Source organism: Conyzicola nivalis (assembly GCF_014639655.1).
In the GTDB taxonomy this organism is placed as follows: domain Bacteria; phylum Actinomycetota; class Actinomycetes; order Actinomycetales; family Microbacteriaceae; genus Conyzicola; species Conyzicola nivalis.
Map to the genome: position 1 here is coordinate 1503975 of NZ_BMGB01000001.1, position 17071 is coordinate 1521045.

16 protein-coding genes are annotated in these 17071 nt (G+C 69.0%); 1 reads left to right on the plus strand and 15 read right to left on the minus strand.

The window, feature by feature from the left end; all coding sequences use genetic code 11:
• Positions 1–32 precede the first annotated feature (32 nt).
• The 13 genes from IEV96_RS07415 to IEV96_RS07475 form a co-directional block, all read right to left on the minus strand.
• Positions 33–974 (minus strand): aldo/keto reductase, encoded by a 942-nt coding sequence (locus IEV96_RS07415; protein WP_188510002.1) that lies wholly within the window; start codon positions 972–974, stop codon positions 33–35.
• 38 nt (positions 975–1012) lie between these two features.
• Positions 1013–1909 (minus strand): bifunctional DNA-formamidopyrimidine glycosylase/DNA-(apurinic or apyrimidinic site) lyase, encoded by an 897-nt coding sequence (gene mutM, locus IEV96_RS07420; RefSeq protein WP_188510003.1) that lies wholly within the window; start codon positions 1907–1909, stop codon positions 1013–1015.
• 2 nt (positions 1910–1911) lie between these two features.
• Complete coding sequence (gene rnc / locus IEV96_RS07425; protein WP_188510004.1) at positions 1912–2610, minus strand: ribonuclease III; 699 nt, start codon at positions 2608–2610, stop codon at positions 1912–1914.
• Between the two features lie 27 nt (positions 2611–2637).
• Positions 2638–2841, minus strand: a complete 204-nt coding sequence (rpmF, locus tag IEV96_RS07430) for a 50S ribosomal protein L32 (protein ID WP_097061410.1) — start codon at positions 2839–2841, stop codon at positions 2638–2640.
• On the minus strand, positions 2841–3419 hold the full coding sequence (locus IEV96_RS07435; RefSeq protein ID WP_308419472.1) for a YceD family protein: 579 nt from the start codon (positions 3417–3419) through the stop codon (positions 2841–2843). Before IEV96_RS07435 ends, rpmF begins: the two co-directional genes overlap by 1 nt.
• A 196-nt stretch (positions 3420–3615) precedes the next feature.
• Entirely contained in the window at positions 3616–4956 is a 1341-nt protein-coding gene (locus IEV96_RS07440) for an aspartate aminotransferase family protein (RefSeq protein ID WP_188510005.1), read from the minus strand.
• Positions 4957–5039: 83 nt separating this feature from the next.
• Positions 5040–6188, minus strand: a complete 1149-nt coding sequence (locus IEV96_RS07445) for an ABC transporter substrate-binding protein (RefSeq protein WP_188510006.1) — start codon at positions 6186–6188, stop codon at positions 5040–5042.
• Positions 6189–6223: 35 nt separating this feature from the next.
• Positions 6224–6994, minus strand: a complete 771-nt coding sequence (locus IEV96_RS07450) for an ABC transporter permease (RefSeq protein ID WP_188510007.1) — start codon at positions 6992–6994, stop codon at positions 6224–6226.
• Positions 6991–7812, minus strand: a complete 822-nt coding sequence (locus tag IEV96_RS07455; protein ID WP_188510008.1) for an ABC transporter ATP-binding protein — start codon at positions 7810–7812, stop codon at positions 6991–6993. Before IEV96_RS07455 ends, IEV96_RS07450 begins: the two co-directional genes overlap by 4 nt.
• Positions 7809–8702, minus strand: a complete 894-nt coding sequence (locus IEV96_RS07460) for an ABC transporter permease (RefSeq protein WP_188510009.1) — start codon at positions 8700–8702, stop codon at positions 7809–7811. The genes IEV96_RS07455 and IEV96_RS07460 overlap by 4 nt, the downstream gene beginning before the upstream one ends.
• A 3-nt stretch (positions 8703–8705) precedes the next feature.
• Complete coding sequence (locus IEV96_RS07465) at positions 8706–9737, minus strand: TIGR03842 family LLM class F420-dependent oxidoreductase (RefSeq protein WP_188510010.1); 1032 nt, start codon at positions 9735–9737, stop codon at positions 8706–8708.
• Positions 9738–9756: 19 nt separating this feature from the next.
• Positions 9757–11190 (minus strand): dihydropyrimidinase, encoded by a 1434-nt coding sequence (hydA, locus tag IEV96_RS07470; RefSeq protein WP_188510011.1) that lies wholly within the window; start codon positions 11188–11190, stop codon positions 9757–9759.
• A gap of 12 nt (positions 11191–11202) precedes the next feature.
• Positions 11203–12051 (minus strand): nitrilase-related carbon-nitrogen hydrolase, encoded by an 849-nt coding sequence (locus IEV96_RS07475; protein ID WP_188510012.1) that lies wholly within the window; start codon positions 12049–12051, stop codon positions 11203–11205.
• A gap of 102 nt (positions 12052–12153) precedes the next feature.
• On the opposite strand from IEV96_RS07475, the gene IEV96_RS07480 reads away from it, so the two are divergent.
• Positions 12154–13491 carry an aminotransferase class I/II-fold pyridoxal phosphate-dependent enzyme gene (locus IEV96_RS07480; RefSeq protein WP_188510013.1) on the plus strand — a complete coding sequence of 446 codons (1338 nt, stop codon included), beginning with the start codon at positions 12154–12156 and terminating at the stop codon, positions 13489–13491.
• Here IEV96_RS07480 and IEV96_RS07485 read toward each other — a convergent pair whose 3' ends face one another.
• Both IEV96_RS07485 and IEV96_RS07490 read right to left on the minus strand, forming a co-directional pair.
• Positions 13492–15798 (minus strand): transglutaminase TgpA family protein, encoded by a 2307-nt coding sequence (locus IEV96_RS07485; RefSeq protein WP_188510014.1) that lies wholly within the window; start codon positions 15796–15798, stop codon positions 13492–13494.
• A complete protein-coding gene (locus IEV96_RS07490; RefSeq protein ID WP_188510015.1) occupies positions 15785–17071 on the minus strand; it encodes a DUF58 domain-containing protein in 1287 nt (428 codons plus the stop codon). The genes IEV96_RS07485 and IEV96_RS07490 overlap by 14 nt, the downstream gene beginning before the upstream one ends.

Genomic DNA, 17071 nt, shown 5'->3' on the forward strand with positions numbered 1-17071 from the left:
AGTGTGCGACGAGGCACACGTGCGGTCGGTGCCTAGACCTTCGCCGAGGCGGCGTCGAGCGCGGCGATCTCGTCGGCCGTCAGCTCGAGCGTCGCCGAGGCGACGAGATCGGACAGCTGCTCGGTCGTGCGCGCGCTCGCGAGCGGCGCGACGACGCCGGGCCGGGTGCGCAGCCAGGCGAGGGCCACGGATGCCACGGCCACCCCGTGGGCGGCCGCCACCGTGTCCAGCGCCGCGAGCACACCCAGGCCGCTCTCGTTCAGGAGGCCGCCGAGTCCGCCGCCGCGCGGCGACTGGCCGAGGTCGTCGGCCGTGCGGTACTTGCCGGTGAGGAACCCGCTGGCCAGCGCGTAGTACGGCACGACGCCGAGCTGCTTCTCGGCGACGATGGCGCCGAATTCGCTCTCGAAGGGCTCGCGGTGCACGAGGTTGTAGTGCGGCTGCAGCGCGACGGGAAGCACGAAGCCGTTGCGCTGCGCGATGTCGAACCACTCGGCGACGCGTGCCGCCGTGTAGTTCGAGAGGGCGATGTTGCGAACCTTGCCCGCGACGACGAGGTCGTTGAACGCCGACGCCGTCTCTTCGAGCGGGGTCGACGCGTCGTCGAAGTGCGCGTAGTAGAGGTCGATGTAGTCGGTTCCGAGGCGCGCGAGCGACGCGTCGGCGGCCGCGAGGACGTTGGCACCGCCGAGCCCCTGGAAGTCGGGGTGCTGGCTCACCTTCGTGCCGAGCACGATCGAGTCGCGCCGGCCGCTCTTCGCGAACCAGCTGCCGATGATCGTCTCGGACTCCCCGCCCGAGTTGCCGGGCACCCACGACGAATAGCCGTCGGCGGTGTCGACGAAGTTGCCGCCGGATGCCACGAAAGCGTCGAGCACGGCGTGGGAGGTCGCCTCGTCGGAGGTCCAGCCGAAGGTATTGCCGCCGAGCACGAGCGGGAAGACGTCGAGGTCTGAGGTGCCGATTTTTGTCATGAGGGGGCCAACCCGCTCGGCGAACCGGCTATTCCGTGTCAGCGCACCCGCTGGCAGAACGCGCAGAAGTGCGAGCCGCGGTTCATGAACGACACCCGGGTGATCGGGCGGCCGCAGCGTGGGCACGGCTTGCCCTGCCGGCCGTAGGCGTTGAGCGAGTGGGAGAAGTAACCGCTGGCGCCGTTCACGTTCACGTACTGCGCGTCGAAGCTCGTGCCACCCTCTCCGAGGGCCTTCGCCAGCACGAGCCGCACCTCGGCCAGCAGTAGCTTCGCACGCGGCCTGCTGAGCGTGGAGGTCGGCTGGTCGAAGTGCACGCGCGCCGCCCAGAGGGCCTCGTCCGCGTAGATGTTGCCGACACCGCTGAGCAGCGTCTGGTCGAGGAGGGCACGCTTGACCCCGGTGTTGCGCCGCGCGAGCCGGGCCAGAAACAGCCTGTCGTCGAACTGCGGGTCGAGCGGATCCCTCGCTATGTGCGCGACCTGACCGGGCACGAGACCGCTGGGCGCATCCGGGGTCTGCAGCAACCGGTCGATCGCCATCGATCCGAAGATGCGCTGGTCGACGAAGTTGAGCCGCAGCTGGCGGTGGAACGGGTGGTCGAGCTCGATGCGGATGCGGGTGAGCCGGTCGTCGGTCTCGCGGTCGCGGAGCAGAACCTGGCCGCTCATGCCGAGGTGCACGACGAGCGCCTCCGGCCCTTCCTCCTCGGTCCCCGAGGCCGTCGAAGGGCCGAGCGGCAGCCACAGGAACTTGCCCCGGCGTTCGGCCGAAACGATCCCACGTCCGGTGAGCCGGTCGACGAAGTCCTCCGCCGGACCGGAATGCCGGCGCAGCGAGCGTTCGTCGAAGACGGTGACGGATGACACGGTCGCCCCGGTCACGGCGGGTTCGAGACCGGCGCGCACCACCTCGACCTCGGGAAGCTCCGGCACCTCTATCGGGCTTCGCGCGAGAGCTGCGTCCAGGCGTCGAGCGCCGCGGCGACCTCGGCCTGCTTCTTGCTCGAGCCGACGCCCGTTGCGATCTCGCGGTCCTGCAGCAGCACGGTGGCCTGGAACCGCTTGAGGTGGTCGGGGCCGCTGTCGACGATGACGTAGGTCGGGGCGCCGAGGTTTCTGTGGGCGGAGAGCTCCTGCAGGCTCGTCTTCGGGTCCATGGTGGCGCCGAACCGCTCGGGGTCGGCCAGCAGCGGCGCGATCAGCCGGTGCACGAGCGCTGTCGCCTCGTCGCCGCCGCGGGCGAGGTAGGCGGCGCCGATGATGGCCTCGACGGTGTCGGCGAGCATCGACGACTTGTCGCGGCCGCCGGTGAGCTCTTCGCCCCGGCCCACCCGCAGGTACTGACCGAGGCCGATGTGGCGCGCGATCTCGGCCAGCGCGACGGTCGAGACGAGGCTCGCGCGGCGCTTGGCCAACTCGCCCTCGTCGAGGTCGGGGTGCTCGGTGAACAGCATCACCGTCACGGCCTGGCCCAAAATCGAGTCGCCGAGGAACTCGAGGCGCTCATTGGTCGCCACTCCCCCGTTTTCGTACGCGAAGGAGCGGTGCGTCAGAGCGAGCTCGAGCAGTGCGGGCTCGATATCGATCCCCAGCAGGGACGACAAATCGGCCCGGCTGGAGTGGTTACCAGTCACGAGCCGACTCGCAGTAGTTCAAGTGGACTAAACGTCCGCGACCTTGCGGCCCTTGTACTCCATGTACAGGGGCGTGCCGGTCGAGTCTTCGACAACCTTGGCGCGGTGCGGCAGGCTGTAAACGGTCTTGCCGTTCTCGATGGTCTTGACCAGGGTGGGGGCGGTTGCCTTCCACTGGGCGCGGCGCATGCGGGTGCTCGCACGCGACATCTTGCGCTTCGGTACAGCCATTAGCTTCTCTTCTCTCTCTCGGCGCTGTCGGATTTCTCCGACTCGCCTACAACATCTGATTCGGTCGACTGGAACCCGGCGAGCGCAGACCAGCGAGGATCTACGATTTCTTTGGGTTTCCTGTCCGGAAAATCGGCCAGCCTTTCGCCCGTTTCCGGGTCAAGGCCTGGGCAATCCGGACGACATACCGGTTGAAACGGCAGTGACAGCACTACCGCATCCCTGACGGACGGTTCGAGGTCAATGTGATCCTCGACAACCGTGTAGTCAAAAGCTTCGTCAACAGAGTACGCGAAAAGTTCCTGAAACTCGACTTCGACCGGCAGTTCGATCGCATCGAGGCATCGTCCGCACTCGCCGGTGGCGACCGTGGTGACGTCTGCCGAGACCAGAATGCCGTCGTGGAGGGCTTCGAGGCGCACGTCGAGATGCATCTTCGCGTGCTCGGCGATGCCGATCAGGGCATTGCCGAAGGATTCGGGTACGGCGACATCGAGCTCGTGCTCTCGCATCTCGCCGGAGCGGTGCATGAGGTCGTACACCGGGACGGTGAACGGGGCGGGGGTGAAGTTCGACACAACCGGCAATTCTACGTGACTGGCGCCGTCGGCGCTCGTGCGTGCGCCAGATCCTCTCCGCGCGGTCGCCTCCACCTGCCATGAGTACGACCACCCGCACCGCCCGACGCCTCTTTTGGTCGCTTGTTGCGCGATCGCCGCCGGAGATTGCGCATCTGGCGACCAAAAGAGACTCCGCGCGACAAATCGGTTCGCGCTAGGCCAGCGTCGCCTCGACCGCCGTGAAGGCCTCGTCGTAGATCGCCAGGGCGCGCGCGACCTCCTCGGGCGTCACGATGCACGGCGGCACGACGTGGATGCGGTTGTCGGCCGCGAACGGCAGCAGCCCCCTGTCCATCAGTTCCTTCTTGAGCTGCCCGATGACCACGCCGGAGACGGGTTCGCGCGATTCGCGGTCGTAGACGAGGTCCAGGGCCCAGAAGACGCCGATGCCTCGCACCTCTCCGATGATCGGATGCTTCGCCGCCAGTTCGGCGAGGCCGGGGGCCAGGTGGTCGCTACCGATCACGCGCGCGTTGTCGACGATGCCCTCGGCCTCCATAGCGTCGAGCGCGCCGACGATGGACGCCATCGCGAGCGGGTGTCCCGAGTAGGTGAGGCCGCCCGGGAACACCTGCTGCTCGAACGCCTGCGCGATCGACTCGGAGATGATCACACCGCCGGCCGGTACGTAACCCGAGTTGACGCCCTTCGCGAACGTGATCAGATCGGGCACGACCGGCCCGTCTTCGTCGGCGAGGCTCTGGAAGGCGAACCAGCCGCCCGTGCGCCCGAAGCCGCACATGACCTCGTCGAAGATGAGCACGATGCCGTACTTGTCGGCGAGTTCGCGTACCCCGCGCAGGTAGCCGGGCGGCGGCACCAGAACGCCGGCGGTTCCGGGAATGGTCTCGATGAGGATGCCCGCGATCGACGAGGCCCCCTCCGACTGGATGACGCGTTCCAGGTGCTGCAGCGCGCGCCGCGACTCCTGCTCGGGCGAATCTGCCCAGAACTCCGACCGGTACTCGAAGGGGCCGAAGAAGTGGGCGTGGCCGCGCGCGAACTCGTTGGGCACCCGGCGCCAGTCCCCGGTGGCGACCACGGCGGCACCCGTGTTGCCGTGGTACGAGCGGTAGGTCGAGAGGATCTTGTCGCGCCCCGTCGTGAGGCGGGCCATCCTCATGGCGTTCTCGTTGGCATCCGCACCGCCGTTGGTGAAGAAGACCTTTCCGAACGTCGACCCGGCGCGGGCGAGGATGCGCTTGGCAGCCTCTCCGCGCACGAGGTTGGCGTGCGCTGGCGCGACGGTCGTGAGCACGTCGGCCTGCGCCTTGATCGCGGCGACGACGGCGGGGTGCTGGTGGCCGATGTTGGTGTTCACCAGCTGGCTGGAGAAGTCGAGGTAGGTGTTGCCGTCGAAGTCCCAGACATCGCAGCCCGCTCCCCCGGCGATCACGAGGGGCGTCAGCGCCGCCTGTGCGCTCCAGGAGTGGAAGACGTGCGCGCGGTCGAGGTCGTAGGCGAGCTGGCCGTCGGCGGGGTTCAGGTCGTTCATGGCGTTTCCTTAGTGATGGATCGATCGTTCCCTGAGCTTGTCGAAGGGACCCTTCGACAAGCTCAGGGACCGTTGGTGCGAGGCTACTCGCCGCCCTGCTTGAGTTCGACAGTGACCGGCTCGAAACCGGCGCCCTCGACGTCCACTCCCTCGTCGCGCAGTTCGGTCAGCGCCTGCTCCACATACTCGTTCGAGTAGGCGGAGGCCGGCGGTTCCTCGGTGATGATCGTGGCGCCCGTCTCGTTGCTCGTCTCGAGCGCCATGGCGACCGTCGCGTCCCACGCCGCGGTGTCGATCGTGCCGACCCCGCCCGAGGTGGACGGCCAGATCAGCTTGTTGACCTCGTTGGTCATCCACAGCTGGTGCGAGAGGCCGAGGGTGGAGCCCGCGGCGGCCACCTGGTCGGCGGCCTCCTGGGCGTTGTCGCGCGCGAACGCCCAGCCCTTGATCGACGCCTTGATGAACTTCACGGTCGTCTCGGCGTACTCCTCGTCGTCGGCGAGCCGGCCCGCGTCGGCCCAGATCGCGTCCTGCAGCATCGAGGTGCCCTCCTCGTTCCAGTCGATGACGTTGAAGTCGTCCGCCGTGTACAGCTCCCCGGTTTCCGGGTCGACCGTCTCGAGCAGCTGGGCGTACTCGTTGTACGTCATGGCCTGCGCGGCATCGATGTCGCCGGAGAGCAGCGCGTTCATGTCGAAGTTCTGCGACACGACCGTCACCTCGTCGGTGACTCCCGCCTTGTTGAGTCCGGCGTAGAGCTCCCACTCGTTGCCGTACCCCCAGCTGCCGATCGTCTTGCCGGCGAGGTCGGCCGCCGAGGTGATGTCCTGGTCCTTGAACGAGACCTGCAGGGTGGCCGACCGTTCGAAGATCTGCGCGACGTTGGTGATCTCGGCGCCGTTCTCGATCGATCCGAGCACCTTGGGCACCCACGAGATCGCGTAGTCGACGTCGCCGTTGGCGAGGGCGTCCTGCGGCACGATGTCGCCGCCGCCCTGGATGATTTCGACGTCGAGGCCCTCGTCCTCGTAGTAGCCCTCGGCCGCGGCCGAGTAGTAGCCGGCGAACTGGGCCTGGGTGAGCCACTGCAGTTGCAGCTTGACCTCGGTGAGCCCCGAGGCGCCCGAGTCGCTGTCGGCGTCCGGTTCGCTGGCGCTGCATCCCGACAGGACGAGCGCGCCGACCGCCGCGCTCGCGGCGAGCCCGAAGGTGAATCGTGTGCTGTGCTTCAACTGGTGCCTCCTTGTTGTGGATCTCTTGGGTGGGGTCAGGTGGGCCGGTGACGCGTGAAGAGCTTCTCCACGGCGAGGGTCGCCGTATAGAACACGAGACCGACGATGATCGCGCCGACGACGAAAGCCCAGGCGCTGGCGTAGTTGCTTCCGGATGCCGCGGAGGTGATGAACGACCCGATTCCCGAGCGCGGTCCGCCGAAATACTCCGCGACGACCGCGGAGATGACAGCGAGCGACGACGCGATGCGAAGTCCCGTGAACATAAACGGAAGGGCACTCGGGATCGTCACGGTGCGCGCGGTCTGCCATCCGGATGCCGCGTAGGCGCGCATCAGGTCGCGCTGTACCGGGCGCACCTGCCGCAGCCCGCGGAGGCTGTTGATGAACACGGGCACGAACACGGCGATCGCCGCCACGATGACGCGGGCGACCTCGAAATTGGCCCCGAACATCGTGTAGAGCACGGGGGCGAGCGCCACGATCGGCACCACGGCGATCGCGGCGATCACCGGGGCGAACATCTCGTCGAGCACGCGCACGAACGCGGCGACGACGGCCGCGACGACACCGAGCACCGACCCGAGGACCAGCCCGACGAGGGCGTTGCCACCCGTCACGAGGCTCGCCGCCACGATGCTCGGCAGCAGCTCCGCGAATTTGTCGACGATCGCCGCCGGGCTCGGCAGCAGGAACGCGGGGATGCCCCCGACCACCACGGCCAGTTGCCAGACCGCGAGCAGCAGCACGAACAGCGCGACGGGTGGCAGCACCCGTGTGACGAACGACGAGGCCGCCCCGTTCATCGCAGGTCCACTCCCACCGCGGGCGCATCCGCACCGTGCAGCGCCTCGCGCACCCGCGTGACGGCCGCGAAGAACCCGGCGTTCTCACGCAGGTCCTCGCCCCGTTCGGACGCCGCGCCGAGACGCACGTCGACGATGTCGCGGATGCGCCCGGGGCGCGGCGACATCACCACGACGCGGTCGGAGAGGAACACGGCCTCGGGTATCGAGTGCGTCACGAAGACTACGGCGGCGCCGGTCTCCGCGGTGATGCGCACCAGCTCGAGCTGCATGTGTTCGCGGGTCATCTCGTCGAGGGCGCCGAACGGCTCGTCCATCAGCAGCAGGCGGGGCTGCTCGGCGATGGACCTGGCGATGGCGACGCGCTGCTGCATGCCGCCGGAGAGCTGGTCGGGGTAGTGGTCGCGGAAGTCGCCCAGGCCGACGAGCTCGACAAGCTCCCTCGACCGGGCGGCACGTGCGGCCTTGCCGACCCCGTGCAGTTCGAGCGGCAGCTCGATGTTGCCGGTGACGGTGCGCCACGGCAGGAGGCCGGCCTGCTGGAAGGCGATGCCGTAGTCCTGGTCGATGCGCGCCTGCCTGGCCGTCTTGCCGAACACCGCGATCGATCCCGCCGTGGGGGTGTCGAGATCGGCGATGAGACGCAGCAGTGTGCTCTTGCCGCAGCCCGACGGCCCGATCAGCGAGACGAACTCGCCGGGCGCCACGCTGAGGCTGACGTCGCTGAGCGCCGCGACCGTGGCGCCCTTCTGGCCCCGGAACGTGCGGTCGACGTTCGTGACGTTCACCGCACTGGCTGTGTTTATCGAGTTACTCAAGCGTGTACCTCCGCGCGACGGTACCGGCCGAACGCCAGCCCGAGTAGGGCGACGAGACCGGCGGCGACGAGGCCGAGCACGATCGCGCCGAAAATGGGGGCCCACGGCTTCGCCGGGTCGCTCGAGGCGAAGTTGGCGAACTCGAGGATCATGCGGCCGATGCCTCCGGGCAGTCCGATCGACACCTCGGCGACGACCGTGCCGACGACGGCGTTGGCCGCGCCGAGGCGCAGGGCGGGAAGCAGGTAGGGCAGGCTCGCCGGCAGACGGAGGTGCAGCAGGGTGCGCCAGCGGCTCGCCGCGTAGCTGCGCATGAGTTCGGTGTGGATGACGTCGGGCGACTGCAGCCCGCGCAGTGCACCGACCGCGATCGGGAAGAACGCGAGGTACGACGCGATGACGGCCACCGACATCCAGTTCTCCCACTCGAACTCGCCGACCTCGAGCTTCGACCCCCAGCCCTTCACGAGCGGCGCGAGGGCGATGAGCGGCACCGTCTGGCTCAGGATCACGAGGGGCAGCACCGCCGATTCGGCGATGCGGAAACGCTGCATCAGCAGCGCGAGGGCGAAGCCGACGACGAGGGCGATGGCCAGGCCGACCGCGGCGACGCCGAGACTGAACAGCGCGGCGAGCACCACAGTGAGCCACAGCGGCTGGGCCCCCGGCGCGCTCGTGATCGGCTCGCCCAGCCGGGCGAACATCTCCCAGACGTGCGGCATGGCCAGGTCGCTCGTGCGGGGCAGCAGCCGCAGCCCCGAGTTGCGCACCGCTTCGTCGGCACCCACCACCCAGCCGTCGGCCGGGCCGAGGGCCTTGTAAAGCTCCCAGACCACGGCGACGAGCAGCACGGCGAGCGCTCCGAGCAGCAGGGGCCGGAATCGTCGCACGGGTCAGGCCTTCGCCGTGATGTGTTCGCGCAGCGCGGGGATGACCGTCTCGCCGTACACGCGGAGGGTCTCCTCCTTGTTGTCGTGCTGCAGGTAGCCGGCGAACTGGTCGACGCCGAGCTCCTTCAGTGCCTTCAGCTTCTCGATGTGCTGGTCGGCGGTGCCGAGCAGGCAGAAGCGATCGACGATCTCGTCGGGCACGAAGTCGGTGTGCGTGTTGCCGGCGCGGCCGTGCTCGTTGTAGTCGTACCCCTCGCGGCCCGCGATGTAGTCGGTGAGCGCCTTGGGAACCGCCGACCCCTCTCCGTACTTGGCCACGATGTCGGCGACGTGGTTGCCGACCATGCCGCCGAACCAGCGACACTGGTCCCGCATGTGCTGCCGGTCGGCCTCGTCGTCTGAAGCGGTGATGTACATAGGGGCGGCGACGCAGAACTTGATCGACATCGGGTCGCGTCCCGCGGCTTCGGCCGCGCGGCGCACCGTCGTGATCATCCACTCCGCGACATCCAGATCCGCCATCTGCAGGATGAACCCGTCGCCGACCTCGCCCGTGAGCTTGAGCGCGAGGGGCCCGTAGGCGGCCACCCAGATGTCGAGGGTCGAGCCGGTGCTCCACGGGAACTGCAGGGTCGCGCCGTTGTACTCGACCGAGCGGGAGTTGGCCAGCTCGCGGATCACGTGGATCGACTCGCGCAGCTCCTTGAGCGTGGTCGGCTTGCCGTTGGTCACGCGCACGGCGGAGTCGCCGCGCCCGATGCCGCAGATCGTGCGGTTGCCGTACATCTCGTTCAGGGTGGCGTAGGTGGAGGCGGTGACCGTCCAGTCGCGGGTCGCCGGGTTGGTGACCATCGGCCCGACGATCACGCGCCGCGTCTCGGCGAGGATCTGGCTGTAGATCACGTACGGCTCCTGCCAGAGCAGGTGCGAGTCGAAGGTCCATACGTGGCTGAACCCGTGCTGCTCGGCGAGCTTCGCGAGCGCGACGGTGCGCGACGCCGGCGGGTTGGTCTGCAGTACTGCTCCGAAATCCATCTGGTTCCTTCGTTACGGTCTAGATCAGGTACTGGCTCAGGCCGCGCTTGAAGAACTTTCCGTCGCCCTTCGTGCCGAGGTAGCGGTTGTCGTCGACCACGACCTTGCCGCGCGAGAGCACGGTGTCGACGTGGCCGTCGATCTCGTAGCCCTCGTACGCCGAGTAGTCCATGTTCATGTGGTGGGTCTTGCCGACGCCGATCGAGGTGTGGCCGTTCGGGTCGTAGACCACGATGTCGCCGTCGGCTCCGGGCTGGATGACGCCCTTCTTGCCGTACATGCCGAACATGCGGGCGGGAGTGGTGCTCGTCAGTTCGACCCAGCGCGACAGCGAGATGTGACCGTCGACGACCCCCTGGTACATGAGGTCCATGCGGTGTTCGACCGAACCGATGCCGTTGGGGATCTTCGAGAAGTCGGTGAGCCCCATGTCCTTCTGGCCCTTCATGCAGAAGGGGCAGTGGTCGGTGGAGACCATCTGGATGTCGTTGGTGCGCAGGGCCTGCCACATGTGGTGTTGGTGGCCCTCCGCCTTCGACCGCAGCGGTGTCGAGCACACCCACTTGGCCCCCTCGAACGCGCCCCACTCGTCGCTCTGCGCGCCGAGGTTGTCTTCGAGCGAGAGGTAGAGGTACTGGGGGCATGTCTCGCCGAACACGTTCTGTCCGTTGTCGCGGGCCGTGGCGATCTGGTCGACGGCCTGCTTCGCCGAGACGTGCACGACGTAGAGCGGGGCGCCGGTGAGGTTCGCCAGCATGATCGCGCGGTGGGTCGCCTCCTCCTCGGCCTGCCAGGGTCGGGTGAGTCCGTGGTTGTAGGGCGAGGTGTTGCCGGCCCTGACCGCCTGCTCGACGAGCAGGTCGATGACGCTGCCGTTCTCGGCGTGCATCATCATCAGCGCGCCGTTCTCGGCACCCTTCTGCATCGCCTTCACGATCTGGCCATCGTCGGAGAGGAATACCCCCTTGTAGGCCATGAACATCTTGAAGCTCGAGACGCCCTCGGCGACGAGTTCGTCCATCGCGACGAGCGAGGAGTCCTGCACGTCGGAGAGGATCTGGTGGAAGCCATAGTCGATCGCGCACTGGCCGGCGGCCTTCTCGTGCCATGCCTTGTACTGGTCGAGCACGTTCTCGCCCGCGTACTGCACCACGAAGTCGACGATGCTCGTGGTGCCGCCGTGCGCGGCCGCCCGTGTTCCGGTCTCGAAGGTGTCGGAGGCCTCGGTGCCGCCGAAGGGCATCTGCATGTGCGTGTGGGCGTCGATTCCGCCAGGGATGACGTACTTGCCGGCCGCTTCGATCACGGTGTCGACGTTGCGCTCGAGGTCGAACCCGAGCAGCGTCGAACCGGGGGCGAGCACCGCGGCGATCGTCTCGCCGTCGATGAGCACGTCGGCGAGGCCGGTGCCCGTCGCGTTGACGACGGTGCCGTTCTTGATGAGCGTCTTCACGGGACTGTCCTCCTACGGCTGGGGAATCAGGGTGTACGAGTCGGGCCGGCGGTCGCGGTAAAACTGCCAGTCGTCGCGCATCTCCTGCACCATGTCGAGGTCGAGATCGCGGATGACGATCTCCTCGTCGGTGCCCGATCCCCGTTCGCCGACGAAGTTGCCGCGCGGGTCGATGACTTGGCTGGTGCCGTAGAAGTCGACGGCGAGCTCGCCGTACTCGTTGTCTTCGCGGCCGACGCGGTTCGGCTGCAGCACGAAGTAGCCGTTGGCCACGGCCGCGCACGGCCCCTCGACCTCCCACAGCCGGTTCGACAGGCCGGGCTTGGTCGCGTTCGGGTTGAAGACCATGTGTGCGCCGCCCAGGCCGAGTTCGCGCCAGCCTTCGGGGAAGTGACGGTCGTAACAGATGTACAGGCCGATCTTGCCGACGGAGGTGTCGAAGACGGGGTAGCCGAGGTTTCCGGGGCGGAAGTAGAACTTCTCCCAGAACCGGTCGAGGTGCGGGATGTGATGCTTGCGGTACTTGCCGAGGATGGTGCCGTCTGCCTCGACGATGACCGCCGTGTTGTAGTAGACACCGGTGATGTCTTCCTCGTAGATGGGCAGGACCATCACGAGGTTCAGCTCTTTCGCGAGGGCCTGGAAACGCTGCACGATCGGGCCGTCGGCCGGCTCGGCGTAGCGGTAGTACTTCTTGTCCTCCGTGATGCCGAAGTACGGCCCGTAGAACAGCTCTTGGAAGCAGATGACCTGGGCGCCTTGGGCGGCCGCGTCGCGCGCGAACCGCTCGTGTTTCGCGATCATCGACTCTTTGTCGCCGGTCCAGGTGGTCTGGGTGATTGCAGCGCGTATGACGGTCATGCGATACCTCCGGAAGGTCTTACCTTTTGTTATTATTGGCGCTAAACATTTCTCTTACGTTTCGGCTTGTGACGTTGGCGTAAAACCTACTAGGCGGGTCTCGTGAAGTCAGTAGCGCTTGCGGTCGAAGAATCCACGCCGAGTGGAATCGCCGGCGCCATCGCGCGACTGATCACCTCGGGCGACCTCGCGCCGGGCGACCGGCTGCCCACCGTGCGCGAGCTCGCCGGAGACCTGGGCGTGAGCCCCGCCACCGTCAGCCATGCCTGGCAGGCGCTCGCGGGGGTCGGCCTGATCGTGTCCCGCGGTCGCAGCGGCACCTTCGTGCGCGAGGAACGCACGGCGTGGCTGCCTCCGCGGTCGCGCGGCCTGCGGGATGCGAACCAGCCAGCGGCCCGTCTCGACCTGGCGAGCGGCACCCCCGACCCCCTGCTGCTGCCCGACATCGGTCCGGCGCTCTCACGCGTGCCCGCGCGGGCCGGAACGTCGAACTACTACGACGTCCCGGTGCTGCCCGAACTCGAACGGGTGCTGCGCGGTTCCTGGCCCTACGACGTCGAGGCCGTGACCGTCGTCGACGGAGCGATGGATGCCATCTCCCGGACGCTCGACCTGGTGTTGCGCTTCGGTGACCGCGTCGTCGTCGAGAACCCGGGCTTCCCGCCCGTCTTCGACCTGCTCGAGCACTACGGGGTCGAGCGCGTCCCGGTCGAACTCGACGAGCAGGGCATCCGTCCCGAATCTCTCGTCGAGGCGCTCGCCCTCTCCCCCTCCGCGATCCTGCTGCAGCCGAGAACCCACAATCCGGCCGGGGTGTCGATGACGGCCGACCGCGCGCGTGAACTGGCCACGATCATCCGCTCGACCCGCACGGCCGACCAGACCATCGTCATCGAGGACGACCACTCCGGGGAGATCTCGACGAGCCCCGACGTGAGCCTCGGCGGTTTTCTGCCCGGACGGGTCGTGCACATCCGCAGCTTCTCGAAGTCGCACGGCCCCGACCTGCGCATCGCGGCGGTCGGTGGCCCCGCGGAGCTCGTCGACCGGCTGGTGGCGCGGCGCATCCTCGGACCGGGTTGGACGTCGCGCATGCTGCAGACCGTGTTGCACGACCTGCTGACGGACGCCCGCACGATCGCGGGACTCGACCGCGCCAGGGCGACGTACCGCGACCGTCAGGCGGCGGTCGGCGCGGCCCTCGCGGCGAACGGCATCGCGCTGCGGGTGCCCGACGGCATCAACCTGTGGCTGCCCGTCAACGACGAGCGCAACGCCGTGGTGCAGTTGGCGGCGGCGGGCATCCGCGTCGCGCCGGGTGCGCCCTTTCTCGCCGCGCCGCTCTCGGTCGGCGGCGATTTCGTTCGGGTGACGGCCGGACTTGTGAGCGAGGGGGTCGACGCGCTCGCCGGCCTGCTAGCGGCGGCGGCGAGGGCCTGACTAGCCCTGGTTGCGCCAGCGCGCGCCGACGGCGAACCAGCGGGCGAGAACGGATGCCGGTGCGAGGGCCGCGCGCAGACGCACGCGTCGGTCGACCCCGGCCCGCAGGGCGAGCAGCACGACGTGCAGGTCTGCGGCGGTCGCGGACGCGGAGTCGGCCCGTGCCGCACACCCGCCGCCCGCCCTGGCGAAGGACTCGAGCTCGACGGCGGCGCGCAGGCGTTCGAGGGCGGCGACGGCCTGCGGGTCGGAGACCGGCGAGCCGCCGATCGGACCGGTCGCCCCGAACTCGCGCGATTCACGGCCGACGGTGAGACGGACGGCGAACTCGCGCGGCGTCTCCGCGTCGGTCAGCTGCCAGCCCAGGTCGAGGGCGGTGTCCTGCACCTCTTCCCACGCGCCGAGCGCCGAGCCGTTGTGCAGGTCGCGCACCCGCGCGCGCCGTTTCGCGAAGCGGGCGACGGCGGGGATGGCCAGCACGCCGAGCAGCGCGAGCGCGGCGAGCCCCAGGATGATGGCGTTCCAGTTCGGACCGGCGTCTCCCCCACCCTCGGGCACTGCACCGGTGTCGCCGCGGTCGGGCGCCACGTCTTCGGGCGCGGCGCTGGGGGCGGGTGTCGCGGTCGACTCGTCGATGTCGGGCGTCGCCGGGTCGTCGACGATGGCCTCGTTGTACTCCGGCACGTTGGTGCGACCGACGGTCGGCTCGAACCGCACCCAGCCGACGTTCGCGAAGTACAGTTCGGGCCACGCGTGCAGCTCGTCTGTCGTGACGGTGTACTGGTCTTCGCCGGTGGTCTGGTTTTCCGACTCGTTGCCGGTCGTGAAACCGACGGCGATGCGCGCGGGAATGTCGAGGGTGCGCGCCATCGCGGCCATAGCCGAGGCGAAGTGCACGCAGTATCCCGCCTTCTCCTGCAGGAAGCGCCCGATCACCCCCGGCCCGGTGCCGTCGTAGCCGCTGTCGACGGGCGCGTCCTCGGAGTAGGTGAACTCGCCGTCGCGGAAGTAGCTCTGCAGCGCGACCGCCCTGTCGTAGTTGGTCGTGGCTCCGGCGGTGACGTCGAACGCCTGTTGGGCGACGATCGGTGGCAGGCTCTCCGGCAGCTCGAGATACTCCGCGAAGTCTGCCGCGACGAGCGGATCCGCCGCGCGCAGCTGGTCGCTCGTCGGGTCGGCCGCCTCGGTCGTCACGACGTAGTCCTGCCCGCGCACCGACGACCGCTCCGTGCGCACGTTCAGCGTCTCGGGATCCCAGACCCAGCGGCCGACGAGACCGGTGATGCTCCGCGGCGCGTAGGGCACGGGCAGCCAGCGGCCGCGGACGTTGCCCATAGAGATCTCGGTGGTGCTCGCGGCCACCGCGACGTCGCCGGCGCGACCGGGCGCCGCCGGGATCTCCTCGGGGCTCTCCTCGTCGTCGAGGTCGCCGGAGCCGACCATCGGTTCCCAGGCCGAATCGGTGAAGTCGCCGAGCGTGGCCATGCGCAGGTACTGCCGCTCCTCCGACGTGGTCGTGTAGGTCAGCGCGACGACCGGGTCGGGCCGGCGCAGGTCGTCGCCGAGGTCGATGATCGGGTTGAGACCGGTGGCGTAGCCCTCGCCGGGGGTCGTCGTCTCCACGGGTCCCACGGCGGGCAGGGCGATCGGCACGACGAGCGCGGCCACCATGGCGACGGCTCCGACCCCGACCGCGACGCCCGGCTGGGTGCGCGACGACGCCACGTAGAGGATGAGCAACCAGGTCGCGCCGGCGAGCGCGAAGTAGAACGGGTCGGTGAGTTCGGGGTCGACGAAACCGGGCACCGCCACGATCGCGATCAGCGGAACGCCGGCGAGAGCCGGGGTGCGGGCGACCATCACGACGGTGTCGATCGTGAGTGCCACGAGGCCCGCACCGAGACCGAGGATGAAGAGGATGCCCGGATCGGCCGTGGCAGGAACGCCCTGTTCCCGGATCGAGAGGCCTCCGCTCACGATCAGGTCGCCGAACCGGCCGACGGTGGCGGGAGTCGGGATCAGCCCCAACAGCGCGGTGTCCGCGGCGAAGAACAGGGTGAGCACGACGATCAGCGCGAGCAACCCGGCGGCCGTCGGCACGACGGGTCGGCGGGTGCCGTAGCGCACCACGCCTATCGCGATGACGACGAGCACGGCGACCGCGCCCGAGATGAGCCACCACAGCCCGCCGACGAGCAGCTGGTTCAGGCCGCCGAGCGCGACGACCACCGCGACCGCCGTCGCCGCGCTCTGCGCCAGGGTAGGAATCGGGGCGCGGAGCGTGCGTCCCCTCCTAGTTCCGGCCATCGACGTCTCCGAACCGGGCGCGCGCGAAGCTCTCGTTGCCACCGGAGCCGTCGTCGAGGGCCGCAGCCCAGACATCCGCCGGATCATCCGTCACCCGCACCGAAACGCACTGCCAGCCCGCGCGCGTGAGCGACTCGATCGTCGTCGACTGCGCATCGTCGACCACGAGCGCGACCCCGTGTTCGTGCTTTGCGCGCTGGCTCGCGACCCAGCGCAGGGTGTCGTCCGACGGCCGCGACAGGATCGCGAAGATGGGGCCGTGCATGTCGACGTCCGCGCTCGCGGGCGCGCCGGCACCGAGGTAGTCGGGCGACGGCCGGGCGCTCGCGAGCGAGGTGAGGAAGTCGATGTCGTGCCCGGTTCCGCCACCCGCCTCGACGGGGGCCACCAGCTGCGCCGCGCCGGTCTCGCGCAGTTGGATGAGGAACCCCTCGCCCACGAGGTGCACGCCGAGCGACGCGACCATCCCGAGCACCCACTCGAACGAATCGGGGGTGGCGTACCCGCTGTCGCGCGTGTCGACGATGAGCCGGGCGGTCGGGAAGCTGCTCTCCTCCTCCTGGCGCACCATGAGGTCGCCGTGACGGGCCGTCGCGCGCCAGTGCACGCGTCGCAGCGCGTCGCCGGAGCGGTACTCGCGGGTCATCAGGTCGTCGTTGTTGCCGGCGGCGTTGCGGCGGCTCGCACGCACCGAACCGTCGCCGCCCGCGAGCGAGAACCCGCTGCCGCTGAGGTCGGTGACCCGTGGCGCCACGATGAGCTGCCTGGTCTCCCCCACCTCGACGGCGTTGTGTGTGAGTCCGAACGGGTCGAAGCGCTCGACGGTGACGGGGCCGACGTCGACGATGCCCCGCGCGGGCGGGTGCAGCACGTACTGCAGCCTGGTGGTGCCCGCCAGCGTGTAGCGGGCCGAGGGCAGCGACCTGAGCGGCGCCGGCTCGGTGCTGCCCGGGGTCCAGGGCAGCCGGTCGCGCCACTGGGCGCTCGCGCTGCGGCCGGCGGTGTCGTTCGCGACCTCGATCGAGACGGTCACGGGGCTGCCCACCGAGACCACGTCGACGTCGAACCGCCGGGCCGCCGAGAGGCGCGGCGAGCGGAACCGCACCAGCAACACGCAGAGCACAACGAGCGCGCCGAGCAGGCACGACGCGAACAGCAGCTGCGGGCTGCCGAGGATGTACGCGCCGGCGAAGAGCACGATCGCCGCGGCGACGATGCCCCACCCCCGTTTGGTGAGCCCGGCCGCAGGGCGACGCGTGCCCGAAAGTGCCAT

Coding starts and splice junctions, on each gene's coding strand:
- IEV96_RS07415 (WP_188510002.1), bottom strand. CDS start 974: ATGACAAAAATCGGCACCTCAGACCTCGACGTCTTCCCGCTCGTGCTC.
- rpmF (WP_097061410.1), bottom strand. CDS start 2,841: ATGGCTGTACCGAAGCGCAAGATGTCGCGTGCGAGCACCCGCATGCGC.
- IEV96_RS07440 (WP_188510005.1), bottom strand. CDS start 4,956: ATGAACGACCTGAACCCCGCCGACGGCCAGCTCGCCTACGACCTCGAC.
- IEV96_RS07450 (WP_188510007.1), bottom strand. CDS start 6,994: ATGAACGGGGCGGCCTCGTCGTTCGTCACACGGGTGCTGCCACCCGTC.
- IEV96_RS07465 (WP_188510010.1), bottom strand. CDS start 9,737: ATGGATTTCGGAGCAGTACTGCAGACCAACCCGCCGGCGTCGCGCACC.
- IEV96_RS07475 (WP_188510012.1), bottom strand. CDS start 12,051: ATGACCGTCATACGCGCTGCAATCACCCAGACCACCTGGACCGGCGAC.
- IEV96_RS07485 (WP_188510014.1), bottom strand. CDS start 15,798: ATGGCCGGAACTAGGAGGGGACGCACGCTCCGCGCCCCGATTCCTACC.
- IEV96_RS07490 (WP_188510015.1), bottom strand. CDS start 17,071: ATGGCACTTTCGGGCACGCGTCGCCCTGCGGCCGGGCTCACCAAACGG.